The 15830-nt window shown below is 68.5% G+C and carries 18 protein-coding genes; 12 read left to right on the top strand and 6 right to left on the bottom strand.

What is annotated here, in order from left to right; all coding sequences use genetic code 11:
• The first annotated feature begins 398 nt into the window (after window positions 1-398).
• Both F9C12_RS27235 and F9C12_RS27230 read left to right on the top strand, forming a co-directional pair.
• The gene (locus tag F9C12_RS27235; protein WP_409462251.1) at window positions 399-1016 is read left to right on the top strand and encodes a nuclear transport factor 2 family protein; all 618 of its coding nucleotides are present in this window, start codon (window positions 399-401) and stop codon (window positions 1014-1016) included.
• Window positions 1013-1627 (top strand): response regulator transcription factor, encoded by a 615-nt coding sequence (locus F9C12_RS27230; protein WP_409184630.1) that lies wholly within the window; start codon window positions 1013-1015, stop codon window positions 1625-1627. The genes F9C12_RS27235 and F9C12_RS27230 overlap by 4 nt, the downstream gene beginning before the upstream one ends.
• On the opposite strand, the gene F9C12_RS27225 is transcribed toward F9C12_RS27230, so the two are convergent.
• From F9C12_RS27225 to F9C12_RS27210, 4 genes are all read right to left on the bottom strand, one after another.
• Window positions 1617-2831: an amidase gene (locus F9C12_RS27225; RefSeq protein ID WP_409462250.1), complete on the bottom strand. Its 1215-nt coding sequence runs from the start codon at window positions 2829-2831 to the stop codon at window positions 1617-1619. The two genes, F9C12_RS27230 and F9C12_RS27225, sit on opposite strands and share 11 nt — an antisense overlap.
• The gene (locus F9C12_RS27220) at window positions 2828-3076 is read right to left on the bottom strand and encodes a hypothetical protein (protein ID WP_409467081.1); all 249 of its coding nucleotides are present in this window, start codon (window positions 3074-3076) and stop codon (window positions 2828-2830) included. Before F9C12_RS27220 ends, F9C12_RS27225 begins: the two co-directional genes overlap by 4 nt.
• Window positions 3077-3109: 33 nt before the next feature.
• A complete protein-coding gene (locus tag F9C12_RS27215; RefSeq protein ID WP_409184628.1) occupies window positions 3110-3616 on the bottom strand; it encodes a flavin reductase in 507 nt (168 codons plus the stop codon).
• A 96-nt stretch (window positions 3617-3712) separates the two neighbouring features.
• Window positions 3713-5170, bottom strand: coding sequence for an ATP-binding protein (locus F9C12_RS27210; protein ID WP_409462249.1), 1458 nt, complete (start codon window positions 5168-5170; stop codon window positions 3713-3715).
• Window positions 5171-5305: 135 nt separating this feature from the next.
• Between F9C12_RS27210 and F9C12_RS27205 the strand changes: the two genes are divergently transcribed.
• The 9 genes from F9C12_RS27205 (at window position 5306) to F9C12_RS27165 (ending at window position 13156) form a co-directional block, all read left to right on the top strand.
• Window positions 5306-6427: an acyl-CoA dehydrogenase family protein gene (locus F9C12_RS27205; protein WP_409462248.1), complete on the top strand. Its 1122-nt coding sequence runs from the start codon at window positions 5306-5308 to the stop codon at window positions 6425-6427.
• Window positions 6428-6459: 32 nt separating this feature from the next.
• Complete coding sequence (locus tag F9C12_RS27200) at window positions 6460-6840, top strand: hypothetical protein (RefSeq protein ID WP_409184625.1); 381 nt, start codon at window positions 6460-6462, stop codon at window positions 6838-6840.
• Window positions 6841-6853: 13 nt separating this feature from the next.
• Complete coding sequence (locus F9C12_RS27195) at window positions 6854-8125, top strand: aromatic ring-hydroxylating oxygenase subunit alpha (protein WP_409184624.1); 1272 nt, start codon at window positions 6854-6856, stop codon at window positions 8123-8125.
• A complete protein-coding gene (locus F9C12_RS27190; protein ID WP_409462247.1) occupies window positions 8118-8621 on the top strand; it encodes an aromatic-ring-hydroxylating dioxygenase subunit beta in 504 nt (167 codons plus the stop codon). Before F9C12_RS27195 ends, F9C12_RS27190 begins: the two co-directional genes overlap by 8 nt.
• Complete coding sequence (locus tag F9C12_RS27185) at window positions 8618-9361, top strand: SDR family NAD(P)-dependent oxidoreductase (RefSeq protein ID WP_409462246.1); 744 nt, start codon at window positions 8618-8620, stop codon at window positions 9359-9361. Before F9C12_RS27190 ends, F9C12_RS27185 begins: the two co-directional genes overlap by 4 nt.
• A 21-nt stretch (window positions 9362-9382) precedes the next feature.
• On the top strand, window positions 9383-10339 hold the full coding sequence (locus tag F9C12_RS27180; protein WP_409462245.1) for a PDR/VanB family oxidoreductase: 957 nt from the start codon (window positions 9383-9385) through the stop codon (window positions 10337-10339).
• A 180-nt stretch (window positions 10340-10519) separates the two neighbouring features.
• On the top strand, window positions 10520-11845 hold the full coding sequence (locus F9C12_RS27175) for an MFS transporter (RefSeq protein ID WP_409184620.1): 1326 nt from the start codon (window positions 10520-10522) through the stop codon (window positions 11843-11845).
• A 45-nt stretch (window positions 11846-11890) separates the two neighbouring features.
• The gene (locus F9C12_RS27170) at window positions 11891-12460 is read left to right on the top strand and encodes a helix-turn-helix domain-containing protein (RefSeq protein ID WP_409462244.1); all 570 of its coding nucleotides are present in this window, start codon (window positions 11891-11893) and stop codon (window positions 12458-12460) included.
• Window positions 12461-12532: 72 nt separating this feature from the next.
• Entirely contained in the window at window positions 12533-13156 is a 624-nt protein-coding gene (locus F9C12_RS27165) for a DUF4190 domain-containing protein (RefSeq protein ID WP_409462243.1), read from the top strand.
• 73 nt (window positions 13157-13229) lie between these two features.
• Here the strand turns inward: F9C12_RS27165 and F9C12_RS27160 are convergent, their stop codons facing one another.
• Both F9C12_RS27160 and F9C12_RS27155 read right to left on the bottom strand, forming a co-directional pair.
• Window positions 13230-13553: a 2Fe-2S iron-sulfur cluster-binding protein gene (locus F9C12_RS27160; RefSeq protein WP_409184617.1), complete on the bottom strand. Its 324-nt coding sequence runs from the start codon at window positions 13551-13553 to the stop codon at window positions 13230-13232.
• A 13-nt stretch (window positions 13554-13566) separates the two neighbouring features.
• Window positions 13567-14757 carry a cytochrome P450 gene (locus F9C12_RS27155; RefSeq protein WP_409462242.1) on the bottom strand — a complete coding sequence of 397 codons (1191 nt, stop codon included), beginning with the start codon at window positions 14755-14757 and terminating at the stop codon, window positions 13567-13569.
• Between the two features lie 88 nt (window positions 14758-14845).
• On the opposite strand from F9C12_RS27155, the gene F9C12_RS27150 reads away from it, so the two are divergent.
• Entirely contained in the window at window positions 14846-15766 is a 921-nt protein-coding gene (locus F9C12_RS27150) for a LysR substrate-binding domain-containing protein (protein WP_409462241.1), read from the top strand.
• Window positions 15767-15830 lie beyond the last annotated feature (64 nt).

Genomic DNA, 15830 nt, shown 5'->3' with positions numbered 1-15830 from the left:
CTCCACGAGCAAGAAGACACTCCGAAAAGAACGACCGACAGAGCAACGACCACCCACAAGCCTTGCCCGACAACACCCCGAACGACCCGGGGAGACCCGACCTCCGAAGCCGGACCGCGCGGTCACCGACGCCTGTCCCCGCGTATCTGTCCGAACCAGAACACTGGGAACACCGCTATCCCACCCAGCCCATTGATAACCACCACCCCGGGGTTGAAACACGCCTCGCATAACTGCCCGTTTCGATTGACAACCCTTCCGCCCCGAGCAGAGGCTGGTCAGCAAGCTGTCTGTGCCCGGAGCGGTCCGGTTACCCTGTCCGCGAGCCGAAAACCGCAGCGAAAGGCCGACCCGGCGCTGAACCGTCAACCGTCGCTACCCCCTGGTGAGGAAAACACATGTCCCCCAACCATCCCGCACCGTCCGACTCCGCCGCTCTCAGCCAGGACCGGCGGGTGGCTGCGCTGGAGGAGACCGTCGCGGGGCTGGTGCGGCGGGTCGGGGTGCTTGAGGCCGAGGCGGAGATCCGGCGGGTGCAGGCGCGCTACATGTTCCTCTGCGACACGCCCTGCCCGGAGTTCGGCGTCGCGGACGACGACGAGCGGATCGATCTCATCATGGAGCTCTACACCGAGGACGCGGTCTGGGAGGGCGTCGGCGAGTACTACGACGGGCAGTTCGGCCGGGCGGAGGGCGCGGCCGCTATCCGGGCGCATTTCCAGCGGTTCTGGGGCGAGAAGAAAGACCCCGAACTTCTGCTGAACGCGCATTATCTCACCTCGGAGCAAATTCACGTGGACGGCGACGAGGCCACCGGGCAATGGATCCACATGCAACCGTGGCTGTTCTCCGACGGGAAAGCACTCTTGCGGTCCAGCCGGTTGAACAACGCGTTCCGGCGCGTCGGCGACACCTGGCGGATCACTCGCACTCGCACCGAAAACGTCTTCATCGCCCCGCTTCCGGAAGGCTGGGCCAGCGACTATCCGTCGGCGTCGGTGCTGATGAAGCCATGAGCGACGATCCGGTCGTGCACGTGGTGGACGACGACGAGGACCTCCGGCAGTCCCTGGTTTTCCTGCTGGAGAGCGTCGGCGTGCAGGCCTTGACGTACCCGGACGCCCAGACGTTCCTCGACGAATTCGATCCGGCCGAACCCGCGGTCGTGATCGTCGATGTGCGCATGCCCGCGATCAGCGGCTTCCAATTACAGGAAAAGCTCGCGGAAATCGACTGTCCGGCTCCGCTCATTTTCTGTTCCGCGCACGGCGACATTCCGATGTCCGTCCGCGCGCTCACCGCGGGGGCGGTCGATTTCCTGGAGAAGCCTTATCAGGCCCAGCGCATGGTCGAGGTGGTCCAGACCCAGCTCGTCGAGGCGCGCCGCCGGTTCGCGGAGCACGCGGAGCGGCAGGCGGTCCGGGCCCGGCTCGACACCCTGACCCAGCGCGAGCGGGAGGTGCTGCGGCTGGTGGTCGACGGGATGCCCAGCCAGGCGATCGCGCACCGGCTGGGCACCAGCGTCAAAACCGTCGACGTGCACCGGGCGCGGATCAAGGCGAAGACGTCGGCGGACAGCCTGGGGACGCTGGTCCGCGACATCCTCACCCATCGCGTCACCGTGTGAGCGCGGCCTCCACCCAGCAACCCGTGCCCAGCAGCGCGGACTCGCCGGAAGCACTGCCGACCAGCTGCAAGCCCAACGGCAACCCAGCCTCGTCGCGCAGGCCCGGCACGGCGACGGCCGGCAGGCCGAGCGCTTGCCACGGGCGGCTGAGCACGGGATCGCCGGTCGCGGCCAGGCCAGCGGGGGCTGAGCCGAGTGCGGCGGGGGCGAGGACGGCGTCGTAACCGCCAACGATCTCGGCGAGGCGGGAAGCACCGGAAGCGACGACCTCCAGCGCGGCCTCGTACTCCGCGCGCGGCATCTCCGCGCCGGTACGCAGGAGTTGCGCCAATGGAGCACTGAGCCGGTCCGCGGAAGCAAGCTCGACCGAACGTTCCCGCGCCGCCTCGTAGGCCATCACCACGGGATGTGCGGCGGTCAAGGCAGGCACCAGAGCCGGGTCCGGGAATTCGTCGACGACGGCACCGGCGGCACGCAGCCGAGAAACCGCAGTGCCGACCGCATTCTCCATCGCGGGGCTCACGTCGGCAGACGACCACACCAGCAAACGCGGGGCGACGGGAGCGACCTCTGGCTCCCCCGACAGCGCGGACCAGGCCAGGGCCAGGTCGGAAACCGTCGCGGTGAACATGCCGTGGCTGTCCAGGCTCGGGCTCAGGCCAGTGACGCCGTCGACCGGGTACCGGCCCCGGGTCATGACCAGCGAGGCGACTCCGCAGAACGCGGCCGGTCGCGTCACCGAGCCGGCGGTCTGCGAGCCCAAAGCCAGCGGGACGTGTCCAGCGGCGACGGCGGCGGCGGAACCGCTGGAGGAACCGCCGGGGGTGTGGCCGGGCGCGGCGGGATTGTCCGTGGGTCCGGGAGCGAAAAACGCGAATTCCGTAGTCACCGTCTTGCCGATCGGCACCGCTCCGGCGCGACGCCATTCGCGGACGATCGAAGCGTCCACAGTGGCCGGTGGAGCGTCCGCGCGCAGGACCGAACCGCAGCGGGTCGGGAGTCCGGCCAGGTCGATGATGTCCTTGACACCCAACGGAACTCCGCCAAGCGGACCCGGCGAAACAGGCACGTAAGCCGACGAAACCCAAGCGTCGAAGGAAGCCGCGGCGATCCGCGAACGAGCCTCGGCAACAGCGGCTTCCGGCGTCGTCCGGCCGGCGGCCAGATCGGCGACCAGCGCGCGCAGCGACCACCGGGCGGTCACGGCTGGATCCAGGCGGCGTCGGCGGTCCAGTAGTCCATGCCGCTCGCGCTGACCGCGTGCCGCCACTCCGACGTCCGGCGCAGCAGCGGTTCGACGCGGGCGGTGGCCTCGTCCGCGGCGTCCGGGCCGTCGGCCGGGGCCTGCCAGTGCACCCAGTCCAGCTCGCAGCCGTTTTCGTCGTGCACGAAGAGATCGACGTGCCGCCAGCCGTAGCCGTGCGTGTCGTTGTAGCAGGTCAGGGTCATCCGGTCCACGGGTTCTCCTCGATCAGGCGTCGATCAGGCGCTGAGTGCGGCAAGCCGGTGGAAGCGGCGCTGGAAGTACACCAGAGCGCCGGTGTCCGGCGCGGTCAGCACCTTCTCGATCTCGACGAACAGCACCGAATGCGAGCCGTGCTCCTGTTCTGCGACGATCCGGCCGACCAGCGAGGCCGCCGCGCCGCGCAGGACCGGGGCGTCCTCGCTGTCGAGGTCCCAGCAGTCCTGGTCGAAGCGTTCGGCGGTCGGCACCTTCGTCGCGCCGGCGAAGTGCATGGCCAGGTCCTCCTGGCCGGGGCCCAGGACGTTGACGCAGACCCGGCCGTTGCCGACCAGGATCGCGTGCGACCGGCTCGCCCGGTTGACGCACACGAGCACGGTCGGCGGGCTGTCGGTGACCGAGCAGGCGGCGCTCACCGTCATCCCGGCGAGGCCGTGCGGGCCTGCGGTGGTCACGACGTTGACGGCCGCGGAGAGGTTGGCCATCGCGGTGCGGAATTCGCGCTGGGTCCGGGTCAGCTCGGACACGGTGCCTCCTAGGACTGGGGCCGGGACTGCCTCGACCGTACAAAGCCGCACCGCTCGCGGGATATCGAGAACTTCCCCGGCACAGCTGAAGAATTCCTAACCCGGGCCGGTGGCGGGCAGTGCGAAGCCGAACCGCGAACCGCCGCCTGCCCGGTGTTCAGCCCAGATCGTCCCGTGCTGGCGGGTGATGATGCGGTGGCTCAGCGCCAGCCCGATGCCGCTGCCGCGCTCCTTCGCGGTGAACGACTCGTCGAACGGGTTGCGCGGGAAGCCGCGGCCGCGGTCGTCCACGGTGACCACCCCGGTGTCGCCGTCGCGGCGCGTGGTGAGCACCAGGCTGCGCCGCTGCTGCGGGCACTGCGCCATTTCCTCGATCGCGTTGAAGCACAGATTCAGCACGACCTGGCCGGTCAGCACGCGTTCGCAGTGCACCGGAACCGGCTCGGCGGACCGCTCGAAGGTCACCTCGATCGCCGCCGGTTCCGCCCGCAACCGCACGAAATACAGGCATTCCTCGACGATCTCGTTGAGATCCGCCACCTGCTCCACGTGCTCCAGATGCCCCACGAACGCCCGCACGGACGACACGATCTGGCTCGCCCGCTCGATCTGCCGGACCGCGCTGTCGATGCCGTACACGACCGGCGCGGCGTCGAGCGTCCGCGACCGGACCCCGGCCAGGAAGTTGCCCGCGGCGGCGAGCGGCTGGCTCAGCTCGTGCGCGATCGCCATCGCCATGTCGCCCATCGCGGTGTAGCGCGCCAGGTAATTCTCCCGGTGCAGTTCCCGCTCACGCCGGACCTCGCCGCGGACGCGTTCGGACACGTCGTAGAGCAGCAGCAGAAACGCGTCCCCACCAGGCTCGCGAAGCCGTTCGACGCTGCCCTCCAGCCACACGCGACCCTCGATCTCCAGCCGTACCTGGGTGGCCGGCGCCGCGCGTTCGCGGACCTCGTCCCAGGTGGCCGGACGGTCGTCGAGGCGCAGGCCGGCGTAGTCGGTCAGGCGGCCGAGCGGTTCGTCCGGCGTCGCGCCGAACAACGCGACCGCGGAGTCCGTCGCGAACCGCAGCTCGCCCGAGCCGTCGAGCATCAGCGCGACCGCCGACGTCTGCCGGGCCAGCGCGTCCACCCACGACGTGGTCAACCGCAGCTCGCGCTCGATTTCCTGCTCGCGTTCGATGTCGCGGAACTGCACCATCACCGCCGGGCCCTGTTCCAGCTCGACCCGCGTGGCCACCGCGTCCGTCGGGATCACCCGGCCGGATTTCGTCCGGTAGTGCCATTCGATCCGGCTGACGCCCTTGTCGACCGCCTCCTGCAGCCAGGCCCGGCCGATCACCCGGTCGTACTGCTGCGCGGAGCTGCTCATGTGGTTCGCCTTGAGCGGCCGCAGCTCGGTGACGCTCCATTCGAGCATCTCGCAGGCAGCCGGATTGGCCCACAGGATGTTCTTCGTCGCGCCGTCGTGCACGAGCACGCACGTGCGGCTGGCGTTGAGCATCGCGACGAAATCGTGCGTCGTCAGCTCGGGCGCGCGCGGGTCCGCTTCCATCGGCTCAGGGTAAAGCCCCTGGCTGGCGGGCCGCACTGAAGAAATCCCCTACGCCCGCTCAGGCACTACCAATTCCCGCGCGAGGGCGGGATTCGTACCGTCAGTGCCACCGCACCGGCATTCTGAGGAGCAGCGATGAGCGAAGTCACCGTCGAGGAGGTGCTCGCCGAGCTCGCCCAGCGCAAGGACGAGTTCCAGCAGCAACGCTACGTTCCGCGCGACTTCGTCGACCGGCTCAAGCAGCTCGGCGTCTACCGGGCCAGCACGCCGGCGAAGTTCGGCGGCAACCCGCTCCCGCCCGCCGAATTCCTCCGCCTGATCGAGCGGATCTCCACAGTGGACGGTTCGACCGGATGGGTAGCCAGCTTCGGCTCGTCGCTGGTCTACCTCGCCGCGCTGCCCCTGGACACGCAGGCCGAGCTGTACAAAGACGGTCCGGACGTCGCGTTCGCCGGCGGGCTCTTCCCGGTCCAGCCCGCCCCGGCGACCGAAACCGGCTTCCGCGTGAACGGCCGGTGGAAGTTCGCCAGCGGGTGCATGGGCGCGGACATCCTCGGCGTCGGCATCCCCGGCGACGAATCGACCGGCGGGAAACCGCGCACCGCGCTGCTGCGGCCCGAGCAGGTCGAGATCGTCCAGGAGTGGGACGTCGTCGGCATGCGCGGCACCGGTTCTTTCGACCTGGTCGTGCGCGACGTCGAGGTCCCGCGCGAGTGGACGTTCATCCGCGGCGGCGCGCCCACCGTGGACGAACCGCTCTACCGCTACCCCACGATCGCTTACGCCGCACAGGTTCTCGCCATCGTCGGCGCGGGCGTCGCACGGGCCGCGCTCGACTACGCCCGGGAGGTCGGCGCTGGCTACACCGGCGTCACCGGCGCGCCGAAGCTCGCCGACCGCGGCTACTACCGCACCGGGTACGCCGAGGCCGAGGCCGCGCTGCGGTCCGCCCGCGCCTGGTTCTACGAGGTCAGCCACGAGGTCTGGGACACCGTCGTTTCCGGCGACGAGGCCACCGACGAGCAGAACGCCCAGCTGCGGCTTTCGTCGGCGCACCTGGCCAAGACAGCGTCCGAGGTCGTTTCGAAGCTCGTCGAGATCTCCGGCACCGCGCCGATCTACTCGACCCATCCGTTGCGTGGACTTCAGGGCGACGCACTGGTACCCAAGCAGCATGCGTTCCTGGGCCCGGCCATCCACGACGCCGCCGGCGCGGTTCTGATGGGACAGCCGCCGACCAGCCCCGGATTCCGCTGACCAGCCACCACCACGACGAGGAGTCTCCGACCGTGAGCACGCAGCCCCTGCGGGTGCTTTTCTGCATCGGCATCAACCAGAACTTCTTCGACCTGCCCGCCGACGGCATCACTATCGGCGACGTCTGGCAGGCGTTCGTGTCCATGATGGACCAGCTGAAAGCGTTGCCGGGCATCACTTTCATCGGCGACATCGACGACGACTCGCACATGGTCGGCCCGTCCGACGGCTGGCCGTGGACCTGTTACATCCTCGCCGACGCTGACAGCCAGGAGACCGTCAAGGCCGGGTGCAACCTGCTGCGCACCACGGAGGTCGGCTCGAACGGCGTGAAGCTGTGGCGCTTCGCCAAGATCGAAGCCCGGATCGGCCGTCCGCTGACCGTCCGCGAAGACGTCGAACTGCCCGACTGAAATCGGAGACCTGATGACTGAAAACGCGACAGTTCCCGCCGATTTCGCCGAAAGCGACCGGGTCGCCGCCCGGCTTTACACCGACCCGGACATCTTCGAACGCGAGATGACGCAGATCTTCGAGCGTTCGTGGGTATGGGTCGCGCACGAAAGCGAATTGGCCCAGCCGGGAAACTTCAAGTCCACTTACGTCGGCCGCCAGCCGGTCATCGTGACGCGGGACCGCAAGGGCACGCTGCACACGATGCTCAACCGCTGCCGCCACCGCGGCGCGAGCCTGTGCGAGAAGCCGAGCGGCAAGGCCAACGGCTTCACCTGCCCGTACCACGCCTGGAGTTACGGCCTCGACGGCAAGCTGCGCGGCATCCCTTACCCGGACGGCTACGAAGGCGTCTTGGAAAAGGGTGAACTATCGCTGAAGAAGCTGCGCACCGAATCGTACGGCGGCATGGTCTTCGCGACCTTCGTCGAGGACGGCGAATCGCTGGAAGACTTCCTCGGCGACGCGAAACTGTGGATCGACCGCTTCATGAAGCAGGGCGGCGGTTACCCGATCAAGGTGCTGGGCAAGCACCAGTTCAAATTCCGCGGAAACTGGAAGATCCAGCTGGAAAACACCACCGACGGCTACCACTTCCCGATCGTGCACCGGTCGTGGATGGCTTCGGTGGACGCGGAAACGGCCGACATGATGTCGTTCATGACCGATCCGTCGGCGATCACGCACGCGCTCGGCAACGGCCACAGCGTCATGCAGATGGTGCCGGAACACTCCGACCTTGACGTCGACGACGGCACCGAGCCGCTGCAGGCCCGGTTCGACCACGTCGTGGCCGAACTGTCGAAGACGCTGGACGAGGCGCGGGTGCGCAAGGTGGTCCGCGCCATGCACGGCACCGGATTCAACCTCAACCTCTTCCCGAACGTTTCGATGTCCGCGGCGTTTTTCCGGGTGCTGCGGCCGATTTCGGTCAACGAGACCCTGATCGAGCACGTCGCGATCGGTCCGGACGGACCGCCGGAGCTGGACATCGTCAACCGCGAACGGCTGCGCATCCACGAGCATTTCCAGGGCCCGTTCGGATTCGGCACGCCGGACGACGCCGAGGGCTGGGACCGCGTGCAGCGCGGCGCGCACGGCGGCCCGGACCTGCCGATCCTGGTCAACCGCGGGCTGGCGCGCGAAAAGGCGAGCCCCGAAGGCTGGCCGACCTCGCACGTCACCGACGAAACCGGCATGCGCGCCGCGTACGCCCAGTGGAAGGAGATGATGGGCGATGACTGAAACCATCCCCACCACTGACGCCCGGGTCGCCCGCGCCGTCGACCTCGTCAACCGCGAGGCGGAACTGCTCGACCGCACCGAATACCACGCGTGGGAAAAGCTGTTCACTGAGGACGGTATTTACGTCATCCCGATCGACCGGGAAACCGACGATTTCGCCGGCTCGCTGAACATGGTCTACGACGACGCGCGAATGCGGCAGATGCGCGTCGCCCGGATGACCGAGGGGTACGCGCTCGCCGCGGTCGATTCCGCTCGCACGGTGCGCACGGTGGCGCGATTCGTGCCGGAATCCGTTTCCGACGAGGAAGTCGTGCTGCGTTCGGCACAGATTCTCGTCGCTTACAAGCGCGGCAACCACGACCTGTGGGCGGCGGATCTGGTGCACCGCATCCGGTTCTCGCCGGAGGGCCCCGAGGGCGACCGGATCGCGTTGAAGATCGTCCGGCTGGTCAACAGCGACGACGCCGTTCCGGCCGCGGGTTTCCTGCTGTGAACGCGCCGGCGGAACCGCACGTCGCGGTCGTCACCGGCGGCGCGAACGGTCTCGGCGAAGCGATCGTGCGGCAGCTGCATGCCGAGGGTTACCGCGTCGCGATCGCGGACGTCAACGGAGAAGCGGCCGAGAAGCTTGCCGCGGAACTCCGCGGCTGCCGCGGCTACGAGGTCGACGTGCGGGACCGGGCGGCGCTCGCGCAGCTGAAGGACGAGGTCGTCCGCGATTTCGGCAGCGTCCAGGTGCTGGTCAACAACGCGGCCCGCACGCAGGCGCGGCCGCTCATGGAGATCACGCCGGAAGACCTCGACGAGGTCCTCGCGGTCAACTTCACCGGCACGTTCACCGCCTGTCAGATCTTCGGCGCGTACTTCGCCGAACAGGGCTACGGGCGGATCGTGAACATGGCGTCGCTGGCCGGGCAGAACGGCGGGACGGCCACCGGCGGGCACTACGCGTCGTCCAAGGGCGCGATCATGTCCGCCACGAAGGTGTTCGCGCGGGAGCTCGCGCCGCGCGGGGTCACCGTGAACGCCGTGTCCCCCGGGCCGCAGGACAGCCCGATGGTGCGGTCGATCGTCGGCGAGGACAACCTCGAAGCCTTCACGAAGAACATCCCCGTCGGACGGCTCGGCGACCCGGCGTTCATCGCGCGGATGGTGTCGCTGCTCGCCTCGCCCGGCGCGGCCTCGGTCACCGGGGCCTGCTGGGACGCCAACGGCGGACTTTACCTGCGCTGACCCGCTTGAAACGGAGAGCCGATGCCGAACACCGTGGTCCGGGTGGCCGAGATCGTCGAGGAAGCGCCCGGGATCCGGGCGCTTCGCCTCGTGCGCGCCGACGGCCTGCCGTTCGAACCGCATCCCGCCGGTGCGCACGTCGACGTCACCGGTCCGACCGGGATCCTGCGCCAGTATTCGCTGTGCGGGCGGCCGGACGACACGTCGTCGCTGCTGATCGCGGTGAAACGGGAGCCGGATTCGCGCGGCGGTTCCGCGGCGCTGCACACCGTCGCGGAAAACGACAAGCTGGAGATCGGCGAATCCCGGAACCTGCTTTCACTGGCTCCGGACGCCGACCGGCACGTGCTGATCGCAGGCGGCATCGGCATCACTCCGTTGCTGAGCCTGGCTTATCAGCTGCACGCGGACGGCGCGGAATTCGAACTGCACTACTTCGCGCGCAGCCGGGAGTCGGCGGCTTTTGTTTCCCTGCTGGAAGAACAGGTTGAATTCCGGGACCGGGTGCTGCTGTATTTCGGCGTCCCGCGCGACGAACAGCCAGCCGTGCTCGCCGAAGTAGCGACTGGGCTCAGCACCTCCGGGCACGTCTACACCTGCGGTCCGGAGGGATTCATGGAGCAGGTCACCGACGTGTTCGCGCCGGTGGTCGGCGAGGCGCAGGTGCACGTCGAGCATTTCACCGCGGCCGAGGTCGACACCAGCGGCGACCGCCCGTTCACCGTCGAACTCGACACCGGCGAGGTGTTCGAGATCCCGGCCGGGAAGTCGATCCTGTCGGTGCTGACCGAAAACGGGATCGAGGTGTTCAAATCGTGCGAGGAAGGCATCTGCGGTTCGTGTGTTTCCGGGGTGCTGGAAGGCACGCCGGAGCACCGCGACCAGTGTCTTTCGGCCAGCGACAAGGCTTCCGGCGACCAGATGGCGCTGTGCGTGTCGCGGGCCCGCTCGGAAAAACTGGTGATCGAACTGTACTGAGCCGCCGCGGCCGGAATCCTCGCGATTCCGGCCGCAGTGCGCCTTGATTGATAGATTTTATTTATCAATCCTCCGCAAATCGGACTTTGCCTCCTTCGTCACGTTTTCCCTAAGCTGTGTCCACCGTTTCCCACCACCGGACACTCCGCGCATTCCGCGCGAGACGACGAAAGGCCGGCTATGGCCAAGCGCGACGAAGCGCATTCCCCCGGCGTGCTGCGGCTCGGATTCGCCGCCGGCGTCGGCACTTCCCTCGAAATGTACGATTTCTCGATCTACGGCACCGCGGCCGCGCTCGTGTTCGGGTCGGTGTTCTTCAAAACCGGCAACGCCTGGTTCGGCACCTTCATGAGCCTCGCGACCTTCGCGATCGGTTTCGTGATGGCCCCGCTCGGCGCGGCGCTGTTCGGCTGGCTCGGCGACCGTCGCGGCCGCCGGACCGCGCTGTACGCCGCGTTTCTCCTGATGGGTTTCGCGACGCTGGGCATGGGCGTTCTCCCGCCGTACGCGGTGCTCGGCATCGCCGCGCCGTTGCTGCTGGTCGGGCTGCGCCTGCTGCACGGCGCCGCCCGCGGCGGGGAAAGCGCCGGCGCGGCCGTGTTCGCCGTCGAACACGCGCCGGAAAACCGGCGCGGCCTCTACGGTTCCTTCGTCGCACTCGGCTCGCCGATCGGCGTCGTGCTGGCGAACCTGGCTTTCGCGCTGGTTCTCCTGCTGCCCAACGACGACGTCACGAGCTGGGGCTGGCGGCTCCCGTTCCTCGCCGGCGGGATCGTGCTGGCGATCGGCATCTGGGTCCGCCGCGGCGTCGCGGAAAGCCCGGAATTCGAGAAAATGGCCGCCGCGGAAACGCGCGCGAAAAAGCCGCTCGCCGACGTCCTCCGCTCGAATTGGCGACGGCTGCTGCTGATCGCCGGCGCGAACCTCGGCCTCACCGCCTGCACTTTCGCGCTGGTCACGTTCATGCTCTCGTACGCGACCGCCGCCGCCCCGGAAGGCCTCGGCCTGCCGCGCGCCCCGATCGTCACCATCTCGACGATCACCCTGCTGTGCCACGCCGCCGCGAACGTCGGAGCCGCCTGGCTGTCCGACCGGATCGGCCGCAAACCGGTGATGCTGACGGGTTCGGCCTTGTCGATCCTCGCCGCGCTCGTGATGTTCCCGATCGCGTCGGCGGGCACCATCAGCTCGGTGTTCCTCGCGCTGCTGCTCGGTTTCACCGCCACCGGAATCCTTTTCGGACCGATGTACACCTGGTTCGCCGAACTGTTCCCGCGGGAGCAGCGCCAATCCGGTCTCGGCGTGGGCTACCACGTCGGCGCGGTGCTGGGCGGCGGGCTGTCGCCGATGATCGCCAACCGGATCGTCGCCGCGACCGGCGACGCCATCGCGGTCGGCTACTACCTGGCCGCGCTGCTCGTGCTGAGCCTGGTCTGCCTGCTGCTCCTCCCGGAAACCGCCCCCGCGCGGCGCGCCGCGAAACCGGCTCCCGAACTGGTCGGCTGACGCGGACCCACCCCAGTCCCGCTGTTTCGGCGAGACTGGGGTGTTATGGCGGAGATCGACGAAGTCCTGGACGCGGTCGGCCCCCGGTTGCGGACCCTGCGCAACCGGCGCGGCATCACCCTTGCCGACCTGTCGGCGGAGACCGGCATCTCGGAGAGCACCCTGTCCCGGCTGGAAAACGGTCAGCGCCGGGCGAACCTGGAACTGCTGCTGCCGCTGTCGCGCGCCTACGACGTGCCGGTCGACGACCTGGTGGGCGCGCCCCGGGCCGGCGACCCGCGCGTCCATCTGCGCCCGATCCACCGGCACGGGATGACCTACGTGCCGCTCACCCGGCGGCCGGGCGGGGTGCACGCGTACAAAATGCTGATCCCGGCCGGCTCCGCGGAACCCGCGCTGAAAACGCACAGCGGTTACGAATGGCTGTACGTCCTCAACGGCCGCCTCCGGCTGATCGTGGGCGCGAAGGACCTGACCGTCCCGCCCGGCGAGGCGGCGGAGTTCGACACCACGGAACCGCATTGGCTCGGCTCGGCCGACGGAGGCGCGGTCGAGCTGCTGATCCTCTTCGGACCGCAGGGGGAACGGGTGCACGTGGAGCCGCGCCAGAATTAATTCCGGACATCGCGTAACACTCGTGGCGATTCGAGCGACCTGTCTGTGCACGTTCGATCACGAAAGGCTCGCATGTCCGCCCCTGACTTTCCTCCGCCGCCCGCGCCTCACCCGGCCCCGGCCGCCCCTCCCGCCCCGCCGAAGAACGGGCTGGGCACCGCCGGGTTCGTGCTCGGACTGGTCGGCCTGATTTTCGCGTTCCTCCCGATCATCGGGATCATCGCCTGGCCACTGGTGATCCTCGGGATCATCTTCTCCGCGCTCGGCTTCGTCCGGACGCGGTCCGGAAAGGCCACGAACAAGGGCCTCTCGATCGCCGGTCTCGTGCTGTCGGTGATCGGCCTGGTGATCTGCATCGTGTGGACCGTGACGGCCGCCAAGGTGGTCAACGAGGTCAACAACGAGGCAAACCGTTCGGTAACGGTCCACTACGAGGTCACCGGCACCGCGAAGGACGCCTCGATCACGTACACCACCTTCGGCGACGGCAGCACGGCCACCAACCAGGAACACCCGCAGTCCCTCCCGTGGTCGAAAGACATCACCACGAAGGGCCTGTTCAAGGGCGGCAGCCTGCTGGTGACCACCGGAGCCGAGGGCGGAGAGGTGACCTGCAAGGTCACCGTGGACGGCAAGGAAACCAAGACGTCGAAGGCGGCAGGCAACTTCGCAACCGCCACCTGCGACGGTTTCTGATCTTCCGGATTACGGGTGGGCCTAGCGCGTTCGCCGGGCCCACCCGTCGTTCTGGACGCGGCATTCTCGCGATTCAGATTTGCGTCTCCGGCAAATCCACCTCAACCTCCTCCAGCCCACCACCCAACGTGAGCTGGCAACCCAACCGGCTGCGTCGCCCGTCCCGGTCCGCCGCGGTGCACTCCAGCATCTCGTCTTCCTCTTCCGACAGCGGTGGCAACGCGGGCAGATACGGTGCCCGGACGTACACATGGCAAGTCGCGCACATCGCTTGCCCGCCACATTCGCCGACAATCCCGTCGATGCCGTTTTCGACCGCAGCGCGCATCACGTTGCTGCCGTCCTTCGCGACGACCGTGCTGACGTTGCCGTCGTAGTGGAAAGTGACCTTGGGCATCCGAAGCTCCTCGTCAGTTCCAGTGCACGGGCAGGGTCAGCACGCCCCGGAAGACCCAGCCGCCGACGGTTGCCGGGCGGGCTGGATCCAGGCGCAGCTCCGGGAAGTCCTCGAACAGGCGCGGCAAAGCGACCCGGACCACCGACGTGCGGGCGACCCAGGCTCCGGCGCAGAAATGGTTGCCGCCGCCGAAGGCGAGGTGTGGTTTGCGGGGACGGTCGATGTCGTAGGAATCCGGGTCGGCGAACGCCGCGGGATCGCGGTTCGCCGCGCCGATCACCACTCCGAGCCGGGTGCCGCGCGGGATTGCCACGCCTGCCAGTTCGGTGTCGCGCGTCGCCTGCCGCGGGTACATGCCGATCGGCGCGATCCAGCGGATGCACTCCTCGAAAGCGTCCTGCCAACGGTCCTGTTCCCGCACCGCCGCCAGCTGATCGGGATGAGTCAGCAGCGCCCACGCGGTGGTCGCGAGTGCGTCCCGCGGTTCGTTGAGTCCGCCGCCGATGGTCATTTTCACGTTGGCCCGCAACGCTTCCAGCGGCATCCCAGAAGCTCCGAGCGCCGACAGCAGGCTGCCGTCCGGCCGGTCGCGCACCACCGGCAGCATTTCGTCCACTGCCTCGTCGACCTCACGGGATGAGCGCTCCGCGGCAGCCCACACCTCCGGGTCGTCGGCGTAGTTTCCGGTGCCGTCGATGAGGGTTTGCGACCAGCGCTGCAGATCCTCCGGGGCTGCGTTGGGGAAACCGAGTACCGCCCGGAGGTTTTCCGCGGCGTACGGCGCGGCGAACTCGGCGACCAGGTCCGCGCCTGGACCCGCGGCTCGCAACCGGTCCGCGCAGGTGCGGTAGTTGCGTTCGAAGACCGCTTCCCACTCTTGTTTGATCGCCTTCGGCCGCAGCACGCCGCCGTAAGCCTTCCGGTCCTCGGCGTGTTCCGGATCGTCCTTGCGCAGCATGCTGTGCCCCATGGACCGCTTCATCAGCGACTGTTCCTCGTCGGCGGAAAAGCGTTCCTGGTCGACTTCGATCTCGTGGCTGGCTTCGTAACCCACGACCAGGCACCGGTCGAGCGCCGGAATCCAGTGGATCGGCGAGCGTTCCCGCAGTCGCCGGTAGATCGGGTACGGATCGGCGTAGAGGGCGGGAATGTCCACCCACTCCGCGGTCGGGATCTCCTGGGCCGTCGTGCTGTCGGTTGTCATCTCGACCTCCTCGCCGATCAGCGTGATCCAGCACACCACCGCAGGTAAACTTCAAATAACCTGCCAATAACCACAGGTGAGGTTGGTTATGCCGCGCTACACCCTGCGTCAGCTCGAGTACTTCGCCGCCGTCGCGGAGGCGGAATCGATCTCGTCGGCGGCCGCCGCACTGCACGTCACGCCGACCGCGGTGGCCTCCGCGCTCACCGAACTGGAACGCGTCCTGCGCAGTCAGCTCGTGGTCCGCCGCAAGGCGCACGGCATCACGCTCACGCCGACCGGCCAGCACCTGCGCACGCGGATCGCCGCGCTCCTGCGCGAGGCCGACGAACTCGAGCGGGCCGCCGCGGGCGGGGCCGGCGAACTCGCCGGACCGCTCGTGCTGGGCTGCTATTCGACCGTGGCCCCGACGATCGTCCCCATCCTGATGAAGTGGGTCCGCGACCACCATCCGCGCGTGGACCTGTCCGTCGTCACCGGCAATCAGGCCGAACTGCCCCGCCGCCTCCTCGCCGGGGAACTGGACTTGGCGATCGGCTACGACATCGCCTTGCCGGACGGCCTCGATTCCGTGCGGCTGTACAGCGCCCCGCCGTACGCGCTGCTGCCCGCCGGACACCGGCTGGCCCACCGTGAGACGGTCTCCGTCGCCGAACTGGCCGTCGAGCCGATGATCATGCTCGATCTCCCGCCCGCCGCCCAGCACACCCGGATGCTGTTCGAGCGCGCCGGCACCGAGCCCCGGGTGGAGCAGCGGACCACCGATTTCGAACTGACCCGCTCGCTCGTCGCGCGCGGCTTCGGCTATTCGGTGCTGATCCAGCGCCCCACGGTGAACCGGTCCTACGAAGACCTGCCGCTCGCCTTGCGCGAGATCACGCCGGCGGTCCCGGTCGCGAACGTGCTGATGATGTGGTCCCGCGAGGTACGGCTCAACGACCGCGCCGAGGCACTGGCCGCCTTCGCCACCCGCAACGCGGAATTGCTCGACCCGCGCCGCCGCGGCTGAATCCTGCGGGCGGAGTGCACTGCTGTGCGCGCCCGGACAAGGTCCGCGCTCGCCGCACCAACGA

It is taken from the genome of Amycolatopsis sp. GA6-003, assembly GCF_046267895.1.
In the GTDB taxonomy this organism is placed as follows: domain Bacteria; phylum Actinomycetota; class Actinomycetes; order Mycobacteriales; family Pseudonocardiaceae; genus Amycolatopsis.
Note: the sequence above shows the minus strand (reverse complement) of the source record. Positions and strands in the feature narration are given on the sequence as shown.